The organism is Mesorhizobium salmacidum (SeqCode), from assembly GCF_037179605.1.
Taxonomy (GTDB): Bacteria; Pseudomonadota; Alphaproteobacteria; order Rhizobiales; family Rhizobiaceae; genus Mesorhizobium; species Mesorhizobium salmacidum.
Genome location: NZ_JAPYKS010000013.1, coordinates 134,607 through 149,941, shown reverse-complemented (window position 1 = coordinate 149,941; position 15,335 = coordinate 134,607). Strand labels below are relative to the sequence as shown.

The window sequence follows — 15,335 nt, the reverse complement described above, 5'->3', positions numbered from 1 at the left end:
GGGCTCGTGCTAAAAGCCGCCGATCCGGAGTTTTGGCCATGAACAAATTCACCCCAGCGAAACCTGCCGGCGCGCGCAGCGTCGACGACGTCACCGGCAGCCGCCGCCTGCGCCGCATGCGCAAGGCCGACTGGTCGCGCCGGCTCGTGCAGGAGAACAGGCTTTCGGTCGACGACCTGATCTGGCCAATCTTCGTCGTCGAGGGTAGGAATGTCCGCGAACCGATCGCCGCCATGCCCGGCGTCTTCCGCCTGTCGGTCGACCTTGCCGTCAAGGAGGCCGAACGCGCGGCCAAGCTCGGCATCCCGGCTCTTGCCACCTTCCCCAATGTCGACCTGGGCCTGCGCGACCAGACCGGCTCGCACATCCTCGACCCGGAAAACATCATCAACCGCGCCACCCGCGCGATAAAGGAGGCGGTGCCCGAGATCGGCATCATCACCGACGCGGCGCTCGATCCGTTCACCAGCCATGGCCATGACGGCATTCTGCGCGACGGCATCATCGTCAATGACGAAACCGTGGAACAGGTCGCGGCGGCGGCCGTCATTCAGGCGGCTGCCGGCGCCGACATCATCGCGCCATCAGACATGATGGACGGCCGTATCGGTGCCATCCGCGACGCGCTCGACGCCAACGGTTTTCAGGACGTGGCGATCATGTCCTACGCCACCAAATTCGCCTCGGCGTTCTACGGCCCCTATCGCGAAGCAGTCGGCACCGCCGGCCTGCTCAAGGGCGACAAGAAGACCTATTATATCGACCACGCCAATTCGGACGAGGCGGTGCGCGAGGCCGAACAGGACATCGCCGAGGGCGCCGACATGCTGATGGTGAAGCCCGGCCTGCCCTATCTCGACATCATCCGCCGGCTGAAGGACGAATTCCAGATGCCGACCTTCGCCTATCAGGTGTCGGGCGAATATTCGATGATCAAGGCGGCCGGCGCCAATGGCTGGATCGACGGCGAGAAGGCGATGCTGGAATCGCTGCTCGCCTTCAAGCGTGCCGGCTGCGACGGCATCCTGACCTATTTCGCTCCCGAAGTGGCGGAAATGCTGAAAGGCTAGCCTCAACGTCCCGGGCAAGGCCTTTCAGTAGATGTCACCGCTCTTCGATCGGTCGGCAATTGCTTCGAATTCCCGCTGACAAAAACCGGCAGCTGCAGCTACAATAACAGCACTGCCGGAGGCTGCCGGCAGCCCGCACCTCGGCCAAGAGGTATGGCTAACGCCTCCAGAGGATGCTTCCTGACCCGGTTCCCTGTCGGGGTCGGGCGTCGTCAATGCGGGCACCACATCCGCTTCGTGAAATTTACAGGCGAATGAGTTGATATTGCGGCTGACTCGACGGCCGCCACTGGCCGTCCGTGCCGACCGCTACACAACAGTCTGGACATCGCTTGGTGCAGAGGTCTGGATAGATGTCTTTCGATCCGAAAAAATACCGCTTGCAATTCACAATCAGTTTGCTAGAAGAAAACCACTTGCAAAATACAACTGGTTATCGAGGAGGTCTTCATGTCCAAGCTTCGCGTCAACGCTTTCAGCCTGTCCCTCGACGGCTACGGCGCCGGGCCTGATCAGAGTCTGGAAAATCCGCTCGGCGTCGGCGGAATGGCCCTGCACAAATGGGCTTTCAGCACCCGCACCTTCCGCAAGATGTTTGGCGAGGAAGGCGGCGAGACAGGCGTCGACGAGGACTTTGCGGCGCGCAGCTTCGAGAACCTCGGCGCCTGGATCCTCGGCCGCAATATGTTCGGCCCGATCCGGGGTGAATGGCCTGACGACAAGTGGAAGGGCTGGTGGGGCGACAACCCGCCCTATCATGTGCCGGTGTTCGTGCTGACCCACCACGAGCGGGCGCCCATCACCATGAAAGGCGGAACGATTTTCCATTTCGTCACCGGCGGGATCCATTCGGCGCTAGAGCAGGCAAAATCAGCGGCCAGCGGCAAGGACGTGCGGGTCGGCGGCGGCGTCTCCACCATCCGGCAATATCTCCAGGAGCGGCTGATCGACGAGATGCACCTGGCGATCTCACCGGTGCTGCTGGGCAAGGGCGAAAACCTTTTTGCCGGCCTCGACATGCCCAACCTTGGTTATCAGTGCACCGAACAGGCGGCAACGGCACTTGCCACACACGTGGTCATCAACAGGGCTTAGGCCGAGCGCTTTGGCGCAGCTCCTTTCTCCCCGTCACCGTACCAGGAGAAAGGTCCGGCAGGACAATGAGGGCGGTGCTGCCGAACGAAGATGATGCTGGCGTAGTCCTGCGAATGGCGGTCTAACCAGTTAGCCCTGCGCCCCTCTCATCCGCCCTTCGGGCACCTTCTCCCCGTGAAACGGGGAGAAGGAAAGGTTTCTCAATATTTCTCCGGCACGTAAAGTTCGCGCGGCAGGACCTGGCGTTCGTATTCGGGGTTGAAGACGCGCTCCGGCAGCGTGATCTCCTCGTGCGGCACGTCTTCGTACGGCAGCTGCTTCAGCAGATGATCGATGCAGTTCAGGCGCGCGCGCTTCTTGTCGTTGCCCTCGACGATGAACCAGGGCGCTTCGGGGATGTTGGTGCGGGCGAAAGTCTCCTCCTTGGCCTTGGTGTACTGTTCCCAGCGCACACGTGACTGCAGGTCCATCGGCGACAGCTTCCACTGCTTCATCGGATCATGGATGCGCATCAGGAAGCGCATCTGCTGTTCTTCGTCGGTGATCGAGAACCAGTATTTGACCACGGTGATGCCCGAGCGCACCAGCATGCGCTCGAACTCCGGCACGTCATGGAAGAACTCCTCCACCTGCTCGGGATTGGCAAAACCCATTACCCGTTCGACGCCGGAGCGGTTGTACCAGGAGCGGTCGAGCAACACGATCTCGCCGCCTGCCGGCAAATGCGGGACATAGCGCTGGAAATACCATTGCGACTTCTCGCGTTCGGTCGGCGCCGGAAGCGCCACGACGCGGCAGATGCGCGGATTGAGCCGCTGGGTGATGCGCTTGATGACGCCGCCCTTGCCGGCGGAATCGCGGCCTTCGAAAATCACCACCAGTTTCTTCTTGTGATAGGCGACCCAAGATTGCAGCTTGATCAATTCGGACTGCAAGCTGATCAGGTCGCGAAAATATTGCATGCGATCGATCGAAGGCGGATGCGAGTTCTTGTAGATCTTGGCGATCTCCATCGACAGCGCCGGCTCCGACATTTCGAGCTCATAATCTTCGTCGAGCGTGTCGGCGAGTTCGGCTTCGAGCCAGTCCTTGGCAGGGGAATTCTGTTTTAGCTCGGTCATATCAGCTGCTCCGCTTGCAAGCCCTGTCGGTTACCACTGGGCGCCCCCAAATTGCTGGCCGGTGGCCTGGAATGGAAACACCTGAGCCGACTTCAATATAGGCCGGCGGTGACGGTTTTATTGCAGCCCGGGCGCAATTGCCGCCACGGCGGATTCGGCGATGTGTGATCGATCCAACTCATTCTGCGGCGACAAGCCGGCCGAATTGTCCTACAAATCCGCGGTCGCGTTCCAGGCCTGCCCCTTGGCGGCACGCCTCTTCAACGAAATCGTGAGGATCTGACATGGAATACCGCACCCTTGGCCGTTCGGGCCTGAAGGTTTCGACACTGACGCTTGGCACCATGACCTTCGGCGGCGCCGGGCCCTTCGCCGCGGTCGGCAACAGCGATCTCGCCGAAGCCAAGCGGATGATCGACATGTGCATCGACGCCGGCATCAACCTCATCGACACCGCAAATGTCTATTCGAACGGCCTGTCTGAAGAGATCTTAGGCGAAGCGCTCGGCGGCAAGCGCAAGAACGATGTGCTGATCGCGTCCAAGGCGCGGATGCGGATCGGCAAGGGCCCGAACGACGAAGGCCTGTCGCGCCACCATCTGATCCGCGAATGCGAGAGAAGCCTGAAGCGGTTGAAGACCGATGTCATCGACATCTATTTCGTCCACCAGTGGGACGGCCTCACCCCGCTCGAGGAAACCGTTGCCGCGCTCGACACTTTGGTCAGCCAGGGCAAGGTGCGCTACATCGGCTGCTCCAACTATTCCGGCTGGCAGGTGATGAAGGCGCTTTCCATCAGCGACAGCCGTCACCAGCAACGCTTCGTCACCCAGCAGATCCACTACACGCTGGAAGCGCGCGAGGCCGAGTACGAGCTGCTGCCGATCTCGGTCGACCAGGGGCTGGGCGTGCTGGTCTGGAGCCCGCTCGCCGGCGGCCTGCTGTCGGGCAAATACCGCCGCGACAGCCCGACCGCCCGCCAGCTCGCCGGCTGGTCCGAGCCGCCGATCCGCGACGCGGACCGGCTGTGGCGGATCGTCGATGTGCTGGTCGACATCGGCAAGGATCGTGGTGTGTCGGCGGCGCAGGTGGCGCTTGCCTGGCTGCTCGGCCGCCCTGCCGTCTCGTCGCTGGTGATCGGCGCCCGCAACGACGTCCAGCTGAAGGACAATCTCGCGGCCGCCGCCCTGGAGCTCGGCACCGAGGAACGCCAGCGCCTCGACGCCGTCAGCCGACCGCCCCTGCTCTACCCCTACTGGCACCAGCAACTGACGGCGAAGGATCGCTTCGGCCCCGCCGACATGGTTCTCGACCGCAGCGACATCTGATCAGCGGCGTCGGGCCGAGCACAAGAGCTAGGTCCCGATGAACCGCCAGAGCTCGGGATCGGGTTCGATCTGGCCGCTGAGCACGAAATATTTGTAGAGGACGAGGAGGGAGATCGCCTGCTCGTCCCGTTCATTGGAAAATTTGCGGCAATAGGCATTGGCCGCGGCGATGATGCGCTCCGCCGCGGCCGGATGCTGCTCGAAATAATCTACTTTTTCACGAAGATCGGAGAAGTCCGGGTCGAGCGGCGCATAGTGGACACCGGCCTCGAGCTGGCTCTCGCCAAACCATGTTTCGTAGGTCGGCGGCGGCATCAGACAGAGCGAGTTGGAATTCATGATCCATTTGAGATTGGTCGCCACGTCATTGCCCTCCAACGAGACGATGTAGCGATAGCGCAGATGCTGGCTGATGCTGAGGAAAGGCTTGCTGTACTCAGCCGGTGCACTGCGCTTGTGCGAACCGACGTCGCAGAACGGCAAGCCGCGCGCGACATCCAGGAACCGTGTCCTGATCGGATTGTTGAGGTCGCCGCGCCAGACCACGACCGGGCGTTTGTCGGCGAAGGCGACGGTGTCGACAGGCATGTGGAAGTGGCGAAACTTGTTGAACTTCATAACGACAGCGTTGCCGTTGTCGACGCTGATCGGCCGATCCTTGACGAGCGTCGGCAGCTTGGGCACGCCTTTGACGTCGCCGAACTTCAGGTCGATGAGCAATGACGGATCGAAATAGCGGGCAAATTCCTTCAGGTCGTAATAATACATGCTCGGTTCAAAAGGCATCTTGTCGATGCGCACGGCATCCGGGCTTGGCGTAAAAGCGTTCTGCAGCTTGTTGTAGTGATTCAGCCGTCGGCGCACGGCTTCATTCGAGAGCCTGGCCTGTTCCAGGCGGCCCGCCAACCGTCGTCGGAAGATCGCCTGGGGTGCGATATCGCGCATGACGTTTCGCGCGTAGTAGAAGACCCTTGCCGTCGTCCGTTGTATGGTGGCCATCGTTCTCGTAGTCTAAACAAGCGCCACTAAACAGACAACAGCCGGGATGGTTCCCGCAGCGTGATTGCGCATCGTTAGTGCACGCATTCCGGCAGTGCCCGAACACGTGATGGCCGGCCTCGACGAGACGCGCCGGGGATGCCGCGGCAACTACAGCATGTCGCGGCGAATAGGATTCGCCCGACCTGCTGTAAGCTTCTGATTTTATGCATGTCGTTATCCCGGAACCGAGGACACTTCCGGGCGACATGCATTAGCCCGTTATGTAGCGCCACACCTCGGCATCAGGTTTGATCTGGCCAGAGAGCACGAAGTATTTGTAGAGCACCAGCAGGGAGATCGCCTGTTCGGTCCGCTCGTCGTCGAATGTCCGGCAATAGGCGTTCGCGGCGGCGATGATGCGCTCTGCCTTGGCCGGGTGCCGCTCGAAATAGGCGACGTTTTCGGCAAGATTGGAGAAGTCTGCCTCTAGCGGCACATAGTGGACATTGGCTTCGAGCTGTCGCTCGGCAAACCATGTCTCGTAGGTTGGCGGCGGCATCAGGCAAAGCGACTTCGAGTTCATGATCCATTTGAGGTTGGTCGCCACATCATTGCCCTCGAGCGAGACGATGTAGCGATAGCGCTGGTGCTGGCTGATGCTGAGAAAAGGCTTGGCGTATTCCGCAGGCGCGTTCGGCTTGTGCGAGCCGACATCACAGAACGGCAGGTCGCGCACGGCTTTCAGGAATCTTGTCCTGATCGGATTGTTGAGATCGCCGCGCCAGACCACGGCCGGCAGCTTGTCGGCGAACGAGATGGCGTCAGCCGGCATCTGGAAGTGGCGAAACTTGTCCAGCTTCATGATGATCGCATTCTTGTCGTCATCACAGATCGGCCGATCCTTGACGATCGTCGGCACCTTCGGCACACGCCTGACGTCGCCGTATTCGAGGTCGATGAGCAAATCCGGATCGAAGTAGCGGGCGAATTCCTTCAGGTCATAATAGTACATGGTCGGCGTGAAGGGCAGCTTGCTGATGCGCTTGGCATTGGCGCTTGGCGCGAAACCTTCCTGCAACTTGTTGTAGTAATTCAACCGCTGGCGCGCCGCCTCACCGGAGAGCCTGGCCCTTTCGAGACGGCCGGCCAGCCTGGCGCGAAACAGCGCTTGCGGAGCCACATCGCGCGCGGCGTTTCGCGCATAATAGAAAACTCTTGCTGCGGTCCGCGAAATTGTGGCCATCGGTCACTTGATCAAAATTAACAGGCAGCTCTCAATTCATTGGCGCCCCGGGTTTCCTACATCATTGTGGCGCCCATCTGGCAAGCCCCGGCATCTCTTCGACGCATCGTCGCTTCGGCTGTTGTGTTTGACGGCTAATGCTCCTAGGCAGGTTCAGGGCCGCAAGGCAGTGACAAAAGGAGCCGATATGGCGCGAGCACCAAACTACGATCAGGAACGCAAGGAGCGCGACCGCCAGAAGGCGGCCAAGAAGGCTGAAAAACTGGCGGCCAAGGTTGCCGCGCGCGAGCGTTCGAAGCCTGAGACCGAGACGGAGAACGAAACCGAGGAATAACGGCATGCGGCCCGCGAATGCGGGCCGTGCCTCAATCCGAATTGTCGGTATCAGCCTATGTCAGGCTGGCGCCTTGTCGCTGATGAAAACATCCACCTCCCGCGCCGCGGCGATGAAAGCGCGTCGGGCATTCATCGCCGGCTTGTCGCCGGCGAGTGCGTCGTGGCAGGCCTGCAGCGCCGCACGATGCTTGGCGCTGCGCTTGCCCGGCCAATTGTTGAGGAGGTAGTCGGAAGCCTCCCTTGCCGAACGCAAGAGCTGAGTGCTTCCCGCCGTGACGGATTTGACGGTCACGGGTGTTTCAAAGCGATTGTTTTCCATCGCCGCTCTTACGCCATCGGCTTGCATGAAGCGAGGCTGAAAGTGCGCTTCGCGTCGGATGCCGCCTGTTTTCCGGCGAGCGGGCTGCCGCGCATAGGCCGTACTAAGCGGCGACGACGGCAAATCCCCTCGCGCGAAGGCCACGTCGGTCGTTGGCAAGCGACGTCACCAGCCGGTCGCGGCTGCCGACGATGTGGGCCGACAGGAGCCGCGCGGCTTCATCGGCCTGAGCAAGGCGTGTAGCGGCTAGGATGGCGCGATGCTCGAGCCAGGCACGGCCAAGGGCCCTTTCGTCACGCACTTCCAGCCAGCGGGCGCGCGACAGGCGCGTCATGGCGTCACGAACCGCCCGGAACAGGAATTCGTTGCCGGAGAGCCGCGCCAGTTCGATGTGAAAATCCATGCCGACACGATGCCATTCCTCGCGCGGGGTGTTTTCGTCGCAGGAATCGAGCATCGCCTCGATGACATCGATGGCGCTCTTGTCCGCTTGCCCGCATGTCAGCCGCAGCGCCGCGACCTCGACCGCCTCGCGATAGACCGCAATCTGCTCGAGCTCGGCCAAGTTGATTGGCGAGACCGTCCAGCCGCGCCCGTCCCTGCCGACCAGCCCCTCGGTCTCCAGCCGCAGAAGTGCCGCCCTGACCGGCGTGCGCGAGGCGCCGAAACGGCCTTCGATCCAGCGTTCGGTCAGCCGCTCTCCCGGCCCGATCTCGAGCGCCAGGATCATCTCGCGAAGCTGCCGTTCGACATTCTGCATCATCTGCGACATCGCGCATCCTTTCCGAAGCCGCATTGACAGCAACCGGCTTGAAGTTCATGACGGATACCAGGTTGGTATCCCAAAATGGTATCCGCAACAAGCAGTGATACCGGGCAGGCAGGACATGACGCAGGAAGACACGCGGCAAAGCGGCTACAACATCCATTGGCGGCGCAATCTCGCCGTCTGTTTCGCGGGGTCGTTCAGCACGCTCATCGCCATGACCCTGCTCCTGCCCTTCTTGCCGCTCTACGTCGAACAGCTCGGCGCACAGGGTCATGCCGCCACCGTACAATGGTCTGGCATCGCCTATGGCGCCACCTTCTTCGCCGCGGCGATGGTCGCGCCGTTGTGGGGACGCCTGGGCGACCGCTACGGCCGCAAGATAATGCTGGTGCGCGCCTCCTTCGGCATGGCGATCTGCATGTCGCTGACGGGCATGGTCGAGACGGTCTGGCAGTTGGTGCTGCTGCGCCTGCTGATCGGCTTCGCCGGCGGCTATTCCTCGGGTTCAACCATATTGGTGGCCATGCAGACGCCGAAGGAGCGCTCCGGCTGGGCGCTTGGCGTCCTGTCGGCGGGCATCACGGCGGGCTCGCTGGTCGGCCCGCTGCTCGGCGGCGTGCTGCCGCCGGTGATCGGGATTCGCGCCACCTTCCTCTTGTCAGGCGGGGTGATCTTCCTCGCCTTCCTGGCGACGACCTTCCTCATCAAGGAGAGTCCGCGCCCGAGCCCGAGGGCTGCCAAAGCCGCGTCGGCGACAAAACCGAAAAGCGGCTGGTCGCAGATCCCGGACAAGCGCCCGGTCGTGGCCATGCTGACCACCGGCATGCTGCTCGCCTTCGCCACGATGTCGATCGAGCCGATCATCACCGTCTATGTGCAGCAGCTCATCGGGGACCAGAACCGGGTGACGCTCGTCGCCGGCATGGTAATGTCGGCGGCCGCCCTCGGCACTATCTTGTCGGCGTCCTGGCTCGGCAAGCTCGCAGACCGGACCGGGCACTGGAACGTTGTCGTGGGAGCGCTTGCTGTCTCGGCGCTGTTGCTCATCCCGCAGGCTTTTGTCACCAACAGCTGGCAGCTTATCGGCCTGCGTTTCCTGATGGGCCTGGCGCTGGGCGGCCTCCTGCCCTGCATCACCAGTGTCATCAGGCACAACATCCCCGACGGCGTCGGCGGCAACGTGCTTGGCCTTGCGATCTCGGCACAGTATGTCGGGCAGGTCGCGGGGCCGCTGGCCGGCGGTTTCGTCGGCGGCCATTTCGGAATGCCGGCGGTGTTTCTCGGCACGTCGGTGCTGATGGCGCTCGGTGCCGCCTACAACTGGATCGTCCAGTCGCGGCGGATGCGGCATATGGCGCTGGAAGCGGGCAAGCCCTGAGCTTGCCTGGCCTGCAAAAGAAGGAGCACGCCGACCATGAACCTCGCCAATCCGAACGGCAGCCGGCTCCTCGTGCTTGCCGGCGGTCTCGTCGGCGCGGCGGGGGTGGCGCTTTCGGCAGCTGCCGCGCATCGCGGTGGCGCCTTCACCGGCCCGGCCGCGTCATTCCTCCTGATGCATGCGCCGGTCTTTCTCGCCATCGGCCTTATCGGGACAAACCGCTGGCTGCGCATCGCAAGCCTCGTTCTGCTCCCCGGGCTGCTGCTCTTCGCGGGTGATCTTCTCGCCCGCGATTTCTGGGGCTCAAGACTGTTTCCGATGTCGGCGCCGATCGGCGGCACCCTGCTCATTGCAGGCTGGCTGGCGATAGCGATTTCGGCCGTGGCGCGTCCACGACCCTGAAATGATCGCTCCACGTCAATCCTGGCGGCGTTCCGGGCGGACCCAAAGTTCGCGATCGCGCGCGGCGGGTTTTGTCCGGCGCCGCGCCTCCGGTCGCTCCGTGGCCGGCGCGATGCCCCAGTAGTTGCGATAGATGTCCTCGAACAGATGTTTAATGGGGTGCATGACTCATCCTCCTTGTCTTTGAATCGATCCAATTCAGCCCCGCTTGCGGGCCACGAGGAAACGAAGGTCGCGAATCCATGGACCGGCTTCGCCACGGCGCCTGACTTTGTTGGCGGCTGTCCTGATATTCCAGTCGTTGCGATAAATGTCGTCGAACAGATAGTTGACGGGATGCATGGCGCTCCTCCCCTTCGGTTAAACAAGCAGGCCAAGCCTGCCAACTTGGATCGATTCAAGCATATGACTCCAGCCATGGCCGGTCAAGCAAAATTTGAATCGATCCAACGAAAATGCTAGATGCGGCCCAGGAACGTGCTAAATGCATGTCAGGAGGCACGCGCAAATGGCGTCACTCAGTGCAGGCAATCGACGACCCGTCCGACTGGCCGATATCGCAAAGGCCGCCGGTGTTTCGCACGGCACCGCGTCCAATGTATTCAGCCGCCCCGAGATCGTGCGCGAGGAAGTCCGCGACCGGGTTCGCGCGGCAGCCGAGGCAATGGGTTATGGCGGACCCGATCCAAAGGGCAGGCTGCTGCGGGCCGGCAAGGTCAACGCCATCGGCGTTGCCACCGCCGAGCCCCTCTCCTATTTCTTCGACGATCCGTTTGCGCGCGTTATGATGGCAGGCATCTCGCAGGCTTGCGATGCGACGGGAGCCGGCATTTCCCTGGTCTCGGCCGCCAACAACGAGCAGCTTGCCTGGAACATCCAGAGCGCCCTGGTCGACGGCTTCATCGTCTTCTGCATCGAAGGCGGCTCGCGCCTGGTGGAGTTGGCACGCGAGCGCAAGCTTCCCTTCGTCGCGCTCGACCTCGATTCCGAGGACGGGTCGGTCGCCGCGATCGGTGTCGACAACATCGCCGGCGCCGGCATGGCGGCCCGCCATCTCACCGATCTCGGACATCGCCGCTTCGCCGTTCTGGCCCTGCCCTTCGCCGACGACAGGACAGGCCTTGTTTCGGCCGAACAGGTCCGGGCGGCAACCTATGCAGGGACGCGCGACCGCCTCACCGGCTATCTCCGGGAGCTTTCGCGGGTTGGCATCGATACATCCAAAGTATCCGTCTACGAGACCGCCAACGACGTGGCGAGCACGAAAGCAGGGCTCGAAACCATCTTCGCCTCCGACGCACCGCCCACCGCCCTCCTGGCCATGTCGGACAGAATAGCCCTGGTGGCGCTCGAATGGCTGAGCGCACGCGGGCTCAACGTGCCTGACGATGTTTCCGTCGTCGGGTTCGACGGTGTTTCGGAAGCAGCGGTGTCCGAGCCGCCATTGACCACGATCGCCCAGCCGATTGCCGAGATGGGCCGCCTTGCCGTCAGGGCGATCCTAGAGAGCGACGGACCGGTCAGCCGGCAGCAACTGCCGGTCGAACTGATCGTGCGGGGCTCGTCGGGTCCGCCCCGCGGTTGAACCGCACGCCCGAACCGACTACCGATTGGCTCTTGCCATGGCAGAGAGGCCCAAAGGCGCACGAACCGGCGCGGGATCCTTTTGGGCCGTGCGGGCTTTGCCCAAACCGCCGATGGTCGACAGCCATTCGAGATAGAAGGCGAGCGCGAACTGCATGGCAATGCCGGCCGATATCAGCAGGCTGTCATAGACGAACCCGCCCGGATTGATCACCTTCATCACCTGCGCGACCATGGCGATCACCGTGCCCGCGATGAAGACCGGCAGCGATCGTTTGCCCAGTATCGCCAGCGGATGATCGGGGCTGGTGCGCAACAGGCCGGACAGCGCCGGCAGGGCGACGACGAGATAGCTGACCGCCAGGATGTGCAACAGCCGCGGCAGCGACAGGAAGGTCTTGTCGAAGCCGCCGATCACCACCGGCAGGTTGAACCACGTTATATGTCCCCAGAGCGGGCTATGCACCCACACCAGCGCCGCCAGCACATAGGCGGCGGCCGCGCCGATCAGCCAGCGGTTGACCGGAATGATACCGCCGCGCCTGACATGCAGCATGGCGGCAAGGCCGATGTTGAACAGGAACTGCCAGGACAGCGGATTGAGGAACCAGAAACCGGGCTCGGGATAATTGGGCGGTGCGATCTGCCAGATTCCGGCAACGAGCCACAGCATGCCGGACAGGAGAAGGGCCGCGACGGGCCTGTAGCTGACAAACAGCACGAAGGCCGGCGCCATCAAAAGCAGCGCGGCATAGACCGGCAGGATGTTGTTGTAGCCGAGCTGGTGGCCAAGCGTGACGATGCCGACCAGCACTTGCGGCGTGTCCTTCATCAGCGGCTCGATATTGATGAGCTTCAGCAGTTCCGGCCGCTTGGCAAACACCGACACGGCGCAGAACAGGGCCATCACCACCATCGTCGTGACGATATGGGCGATGTAGAGCAAGCCCGCCCGCCGCCACATCTTCAAGGTCGCCAGAAGCCGGCCTCCCGGCCGGAATTTCGTGCCGTAGGCGAGCGCGACCGAGATGCCGGAAATCAGCACGAACGCTTCGGCCGCATCAGAAAAACCGAAATTCTTGTAGGTCAGGGCCTCGAAAGCCGTGCCCGGCACATGGTCGATGAAGATCGTGAGCAGGGCCAGCGCGCGCAGTACATCGATACGCGTGTCGCGTTCCAAGATACGCGAATCGCGATCTAGGATACGCGTGTCGCGATCTAGGATACGCGTGTCGCGTTCCAAGATACGCGAATCGCGATCTAGGATACGCGTGTCGCGATCTGGGATACGCGAATCGTGATCTGGGATACGCAACTCGCGATCCGGCGAAACAGGGGTGGTCATCGACAAAAGGCCTCAAAGCTGGTTGTTCATGTCCAGCAATGCGACCCCCGACGCACCGCTTCGATTCCTCCCGCAGGGAGTATATCGGCGCAGAAACGGGCTGGAATGCGCCTGGTTCAATCAACTTTCGCGGAGCATGAAAATATTGCGTTTTGAAGCCGGCAAATTGAGCGAAACCTCATATAATCAACGGGATGCGATATGATTGGCGCCAGTGTCGAAAATGGTCCGCCGATGCTGGACCTGGCCTTTCCCTATCGTCTCCTCGGCGCCGGCGGAGGCGGCCGTGAATGCCTGTTCCTGCTGCATGGATCGGGTGTCGACGAGACAAGCATGGTGGCGCTGGCGAGACGCATGGCACCAGATGCCGCACTGGTCGCGGTGCGTGGCCGTATCCCCCAGGAGGACGGTTTTCGCTGGTTCGAGCGAATCACGCCGACGCGCTTCGACCAGGAAAGCATCCGTGTCGAAACCGCCGCGTTCGCGGCATTCGCAACCGAAGCCGCCGCGCGCCACGGGCTTGATCTCGGTCACGCGACATTCCTTGGCTATTCGAACGGCGCCAATCTAATTTCAAGCCTGATGCTGCTCCATCCCGGCATCGTCCGGAACGCGGCGCTGCTGAGGCCAATGCCTGTGCTCGACAAGGCCCCGGCGACGGACCTTGCGGAGACACGAACGCTGATCATTGCCGGAGCCGCCGACGAGACCTACGGGCCTTTCGCGCCGGCGCTGGTGACGCTGCTCAGCCGGCACGGCACGGAGATCGACGCCCGGATTGTTCCATCGGGCCACGAAATCGGTGACCCCGACGCAGCAATTATCAGGCACTGGCTGGCGGGATCGGCGGTGCTGCGCAGGTAGGCTGAGTGTCTTTCGGACCGCTCCCTTCGCAGGTGCGCAGCGTGATCGAGCCAGCGACCGCTGAATAGCCGTCGCGCCCTACCCGCGTCCCATTCTGTTCCAGGCATCGAGGCCGGCGATTTTGTAGGCCTCGGCCAGCGTTGGGTAGTTGAAGGTATTGTTGACGAAGAAGTCGACCGTGCCGCCGAGGTTGATCACCGCCTGGCCGATGTGAATGAGTTCGGTGGCGCCCTCGCCGACGATGTGCGCGCCGAGCAGGCGTCGCGTCTCGATCGAGAACAACAGCTTCAGGAAGCCGGTGTCGACGCCCATGATATGGCCGCGCGACGTCTCGCGGAAGCGCGCGACACCAACCTCATAGGCGCCGCCGCTTTGACGTACCTGTTCCTCGGACTGGCCGACCGTAGAGATCTCCGGCACCGCATAGATGCCGTAGGGAAAGGTCTCCGGCGGCGCCGGCAGGGTCACGCCAAAGGCATGGCAGGCGGCCACCCTGCCCTGCTCCATCGAGGTGGAGGCGAGGCTCGGAAAGCCGATGACGTCGCCGGCGGCGTAGATATTGGCCACGCTGGTCTGGAAGGTCTGCGGATCGACCTTGATACGGCCCCTGGAGTCGGCTTCGATGCCGACCACGTCGAGGCCGAGGCTGCCGACATTGCCGGTGCGGCCGGCGGCGTAGAGCACGACCTCGGAGCGGATGGTTCGGCCATCGGCCAGTTCCACCTCGGCGGCTTCCGGCTTGGAGCGGATTTCCTTGACCGCGCTGCCCAGCCTTATCGTCATGCCGCGGTCGCGCATCTGGTGGATGAAATCGTCGACGATCTCCCGGTCGACGAAATCGAGGATGGAGTTGCGCGGCTCGACCAGCGTCACCGGTACGTCGAGCGCGGAAAAGATCGTCGCGTATTCGACGCCGATGACGCCGGCGCCGATCACCGTCAGCGTGCGCGGCAGCCGGTCGAGTTCAAGCATCTCGTCGCTGTCGAAGACACGGGTCTTGTCGAAGGGCACGTCGCGCGGCCGATGCGGCCTGGTACCGACGGCGATCAGCGCGTTGGCAAAGCCGACTTCGCTGTAATCGCCATTGTCCGATGTCAGACTGACCTTGTTGGGGCCGAGAAATTTCACCGCCGCGCGCGCACTTTTGACCGTGTTTCGCATGAACTGGTGTTGCAGCACCTCGACCTCGTGATCGAGCGTCTTGTGCAGGCGCTCGATCAGGTCGCCGACCGAGATATCCTGCTTGACCCGATAGCCGCGTCCATAGAAGCCGCGCTCGCGCCAGCCCGAGAGATTGAGCACGGTTTCGCGCAGCGTTTTCGAGGGGATGGTGCCGGTGTGCACAGAGACGCCGCCAAGACGCCGGCCCCGGTCGACCACCAGCACCGATTTGCCGAGTTTGGCCGATTGCACCGCCGCGCGGCGGCCCGAGGGGCCGCTGCCGATGACCAGCATGTCATAGTCCATATTACCCCGTCCCCTCGGCGTCTTGTTGCGCCG

General features: G+C 62.6%; 17 protein-coding genes. 8 read left to right on the top strand and 9 right to left on the bottom strand.

The genetic code is table 11. From position 1 onward, the window contains the following. The first annotated feature begins 38 nt into the window (after positions 1–38). On the top strand, positions 39–1,070 hold the full coding sequence (gene hemB / locus O7A60_RS18905; protein WP_027143568.1) for a porphobilinogen synthase: 1,032 nt from the start codon (positions 39–41) through the stop codon (positions 1,068–1,070). A gap of 450 nt (positions 1,071–1,520) precedes the next feature. After that, positions 1,521–2,165, top strand: a complete 645-nt coding sequence (locus O7A60_RS18900) for a dihydrofolate reductase family protein (protein ID WP_337107531.1) — start codon at positions 1,521–1,523, stop codon at positions 2,163–2,165. 200 nt (positions 2,166–2,365) lie between these two features. On the opposite strand, the gene ppk2 is transcribed toward O7A60_RS18900, so the two are convergent. Then, positions 2,366–3,286 (bottom strand): polyphosphate kinase 2, encoded by a 921-nt coding sequence (gene ppk2, locus O7A60_RS18895; protein WP_027143566.1) that lies wholly within the window; start codon positions 3,284–3,286, stop codon positions 2,366–2,368. 284 nt (positions 3,287–3,570) lie between these two features. Between ppk2 and O7A60_RS18890 the strand changes: the two genes are divergently transcribed. Beyond that, positions 3,571–4,614 (top strand): aldo/keto reductase, encoded by a 1,044-nt coding sequence (locus O7A60_RS18890; RefSeq protein ID WP_337107530.1) that lies wholly within the window; start codon positions 3,571–3,573, stop codon positions 4,612–4,614. A 27-nt stretch (positions 4,615–4,641) separates the two neighbouring features. Here O7A60_RS18890 and O7A60_RS18885 read toward each other — a convergent pair whose 3' ends face one another. Both O7A60_RS18885 and O7A60_RS18880 read right to left on the bottom strand, forming a co-directional pair. Further along, on the bottom strand, positions 4,642–5,613 hold the full coding sequence (locus O7A60_RS18885) for a glycosyl transferase family 90 (RefSeq protein ID WP_337107529.1): 972 nt from the start codon (positions 5,611–5,613) through the stop codon (positions 4,642–4,644). A gap of 253 nt (positions 5,614–5,866) precedes the next feature. Beyond that, positions 5,867–6,838, bottom strand: coding sequence for a glycosyl transferase family 90 (locus tag O7A60_RS18880; RefSeq protein ID WP_337107528.1), 972 nt, complete (start codon positions 6,836–6,838; stop codon positions 5,867–5,869). 187 nt (positions 6,839–7,025) lie between these two features. On the opposite strand from O7A60_RS18880, the gene O7A60_RS18875 reads away from it, so the two are divergent. Next, positions 7,026–7,172, top strand: coding sequence for a hypothetical protein (locus O7A60_RS18875; RefSeq protein ID WP_140506538.1), 147 nt, complete (start codon positions 7,026–7,028; stop codon positions 7,170–7,172). Between the two features lie 60 nt (positions 7,173–7,232). On the opposite strand, the gene O7A60_RS18870 is transcribed toward O7A60_RS18875, so the two are convergent. Both O7A60_RS18870 and O7A60_RS18865 read right to left on the bottom strand, forming a co-directional pair. Further along, on the bottom strand, positions 7,233–7,466 hold the full coding sequence (locus O7A60_RS18870; protein WP_415926834.1) for a DUF982 domain-containing protein: 234 nt from the start codon (positions 7,464–7,466) through the stop codon (positions 7,233–7,235). 130 nt (positions 7,467–7,596) lie between these two features. Then, a complete protein-coding gene (locus O7A60_RS18865) occupies positions 7,597–8,265 on the bottom strand; it encodes a GntR family transcriptional regulator (RefSeq protein WP_337107527.1) in 669 nt (222 codons plus the stop codon). A gap of 115 nt (positions 8,266–8,380) precedes the next feature. Between O7A60_RS18865 and O7A60_RS18860 the strand changes: the two genes are divergently transcribed. Next, positions 8,381–9,640, top strand: a complete 1,260-nt coding sequence (locus O7A60_RS18860) for a multidrug efflux MFS transporter (RefSeq protein WP_337107526.1) — start codon at positions 8,381–8,383, stop codon at positions 9,638–9,640. A gap of 36 nt (positions 9,641–9,676) precedes the next feature. Then, the gene (locus O7A60_RS18855; protein ID WP_337107525.1) at positions 9,677–10,042 is read left to right on the top strand and encodes a DUF423 domain-containing protein; all 366 of its coding nucleotides are present in this window, start codon (positions 9,677–9,679) and stop codon (positions 10,040–10,042) included. 15 nt (positions 10,043–10,057) lie between these two features. Here the strand turns inward: O7A60_RS18855 and O7A60_RS18850 are convergent, their stop codons facing one another. Then, complete coding sequence (locus O7A60_RS18850) at positions 10,058–10,207, bottom strand: hypothetical protein (RefSeq protein WP_084637064.1); 150 nt, start codon at positions 10,205–10,207, stop codon at positions 10,058–10,060. Positions 10,208–10,240: 33 nt separating this feature from the next. Next, the gene (locus tag O7A60_RS18845) at positions 10,241–10,384 is read right to left on the bottom strand and encodes a hypothetical protein (protein ID WP_337107524.1); all 144 of its coding nucleotides are present in this window, start codon (positions 10,382–10,384) and stop codon (positions 10,241–10,243) included. Positions 10,385–10,550: 166 nt separating this feature from the next. Between O7A60_RS18845 and O7A60_RS18840 the strand changes: the two genes are divergently transcribed. Next, on the top strand, positions 10,551–11,627 hold the full coding sequence (locus tag O7A60_RS18840; protein ID WP_337107523.1) for a LacI family DNA-binding transcriptional regulator: 1,077 nt from the start codon (positions 10,551–10,553) through the stop codon (positions 11,625–11,627). An 18-nt stretch (positions 11,628–11,645) separates the two neighbouring features. On the opposite strand, the gene O7A60_RS18835 is transcribed toward O7A60_RS18840, so the two are convergent. Beyond that, a complete protein-coding gene (locus O7A60_RS18835; protein ID WP_337107522.1) occupies positions 11,646–12,971 on the bottom strand; it encodes an OpgC family protein in 1,326 nt (441 codons plus the stop codon). 201 nt (positions 12,972–13,172) lie between these two features. Here O7A60_RS18835 and O7A60_RS18830 point away from each other — a divergent pair, with 201 nt between their 5' ends. Further along, complete coding sequence (locus O7A60_RS18830) at positions 13,173–13,835, top strand: alpha/beta hydrolase (RefSeq protein ID WP_337107521.1); 663 nt, start codon at positions 13,173–13,175, stop codon at positions 13,833–13,835. A 78-nt stretch (positions 13,836–13,913) separates the two neighbouring features. Here O7A60_RS18830 and sthA read toward each other — a convergent pair whose 3' ends face one another. After that, the gene (gene sthA / locus O7A60_RS18825) at positions 13,914–15,302 is read right to left on the bottom strand and encodes a Si-specific NAD(P)(+) transhydrogenase (protein WP_337107520.1); all 1,389 of its coding nucleotides are present in this window, start codon (positions 15,300–15,302) and stop codon (positions 13,914–13,916) included. Positions 15,303–15,335 lie beyond the last annotated feature (33 nt).

Coding starts and splice junctions, on each gene's coding strand:
- hemB (WP_027143568.1), top strand. CDS start 39: ATGAACAAATTCACCCCAGCGAAACCTGCCGGCGCGCGCAGCGTCGAC.
- ppk2 (WP_027143566.1), bottom strand. CDS start 3,286: ATGACCGAGCTAAAACAGAATTCCCCTGCCAAGGACTGGCTCGAAGCC.
- O7A60_RS18875 (WP_140506538.1), top strand. CDS start 7,026: ATGGCGCGAGCACCAAACTACGATCAGGAACGCAAGGAGCGCGACCGC.
- O7A60_RS18830 (WP_337107521.1), top strand. CDS start 13,173: ATGATTGGCGCCAGTGTCGAAAATGGTCCGCCGATGCTGGACCTGGCC.
- O7A60_RS18860 (WP_337107526.1), top strand. CDS start 8,381: ATGACGCAGGAAGACACGCGGCAAAGCGGCTACAACATCCATTGGCGG.
- O7A60_RS18865 (WP_337107527.1), bottom strand. CDS start 8,265: ATGTCGCAGATGATGCAGAATGTCGAACGGCAGCTTCGCGAGATGATC.
- O7A60_RS18850 (WP_084637064.1), bottom strand. CDS start 10,207: ATGCACCCCATTAAACATCTGTTCGAGGACATCTATCGCAACTACTGG.
- O7A60_RS18900 (WP_337107531.1), top strand. CDS start 1,521: ATGTCCAAGCTTCGCGTCAACGCTTTCAGCCTGTCCCTCGACGGCTAC.
- O7A60_RS18855 (WP_337107525.1), top strand. CDS start 9,677: ATGAACCTCGCCAATCCGAACGGCAGCCGGCTCCTCGTGCTTGCCGGC.
- O7A60_RS18885 (WP_337107529.1), bottom strand. CDS start 5,613: ATGGCCACCATACAACGGACGACGGCAAGGGTCTTCTACTACGCGCGA.
- O7A60_RS18880 (WP_337107528.1), bottom strand. CDS start 6,838: ATGGCCACAATTTCGCGGACCGCAGCAAGAGTTTTCTATTATGCGCGA.
- O7A60_RS18845 (WP_337107524.1), bottom strand. CDS start 10,384: ATGCATCCCGTCAACTATCTGTTCGACGACATTTATCGCAACGACTGG.
- O7A60_RS18840 (WP_337107523.1), top strand. CDS start 10,551: ATGGCGTCACTCAGTGCAGGCAATCGACGACCCGTCCGACTGGCCGAT.
- O7A60_RS18835 (WP_337107522.1), bottom strand. CDS start 12,971: ATGACCACCCCTGTTTCGCCGGATCGCGAGTTGCGTATCCCAGATCAC.
- O7A60_RS18890 (WP_337107530.1), top strand. CDS start 3,571: ATGGAATACCGCACCCTTGGCCGTTCGGGCCTGAAGGTTTCGACACTG.
- sthA (WP_337107520.1), bottom strand. CDS start 15,302: ATGGACTATGACATGCTGGTCATCGGCAGCGGCCCCTCGGGCCGCCGC.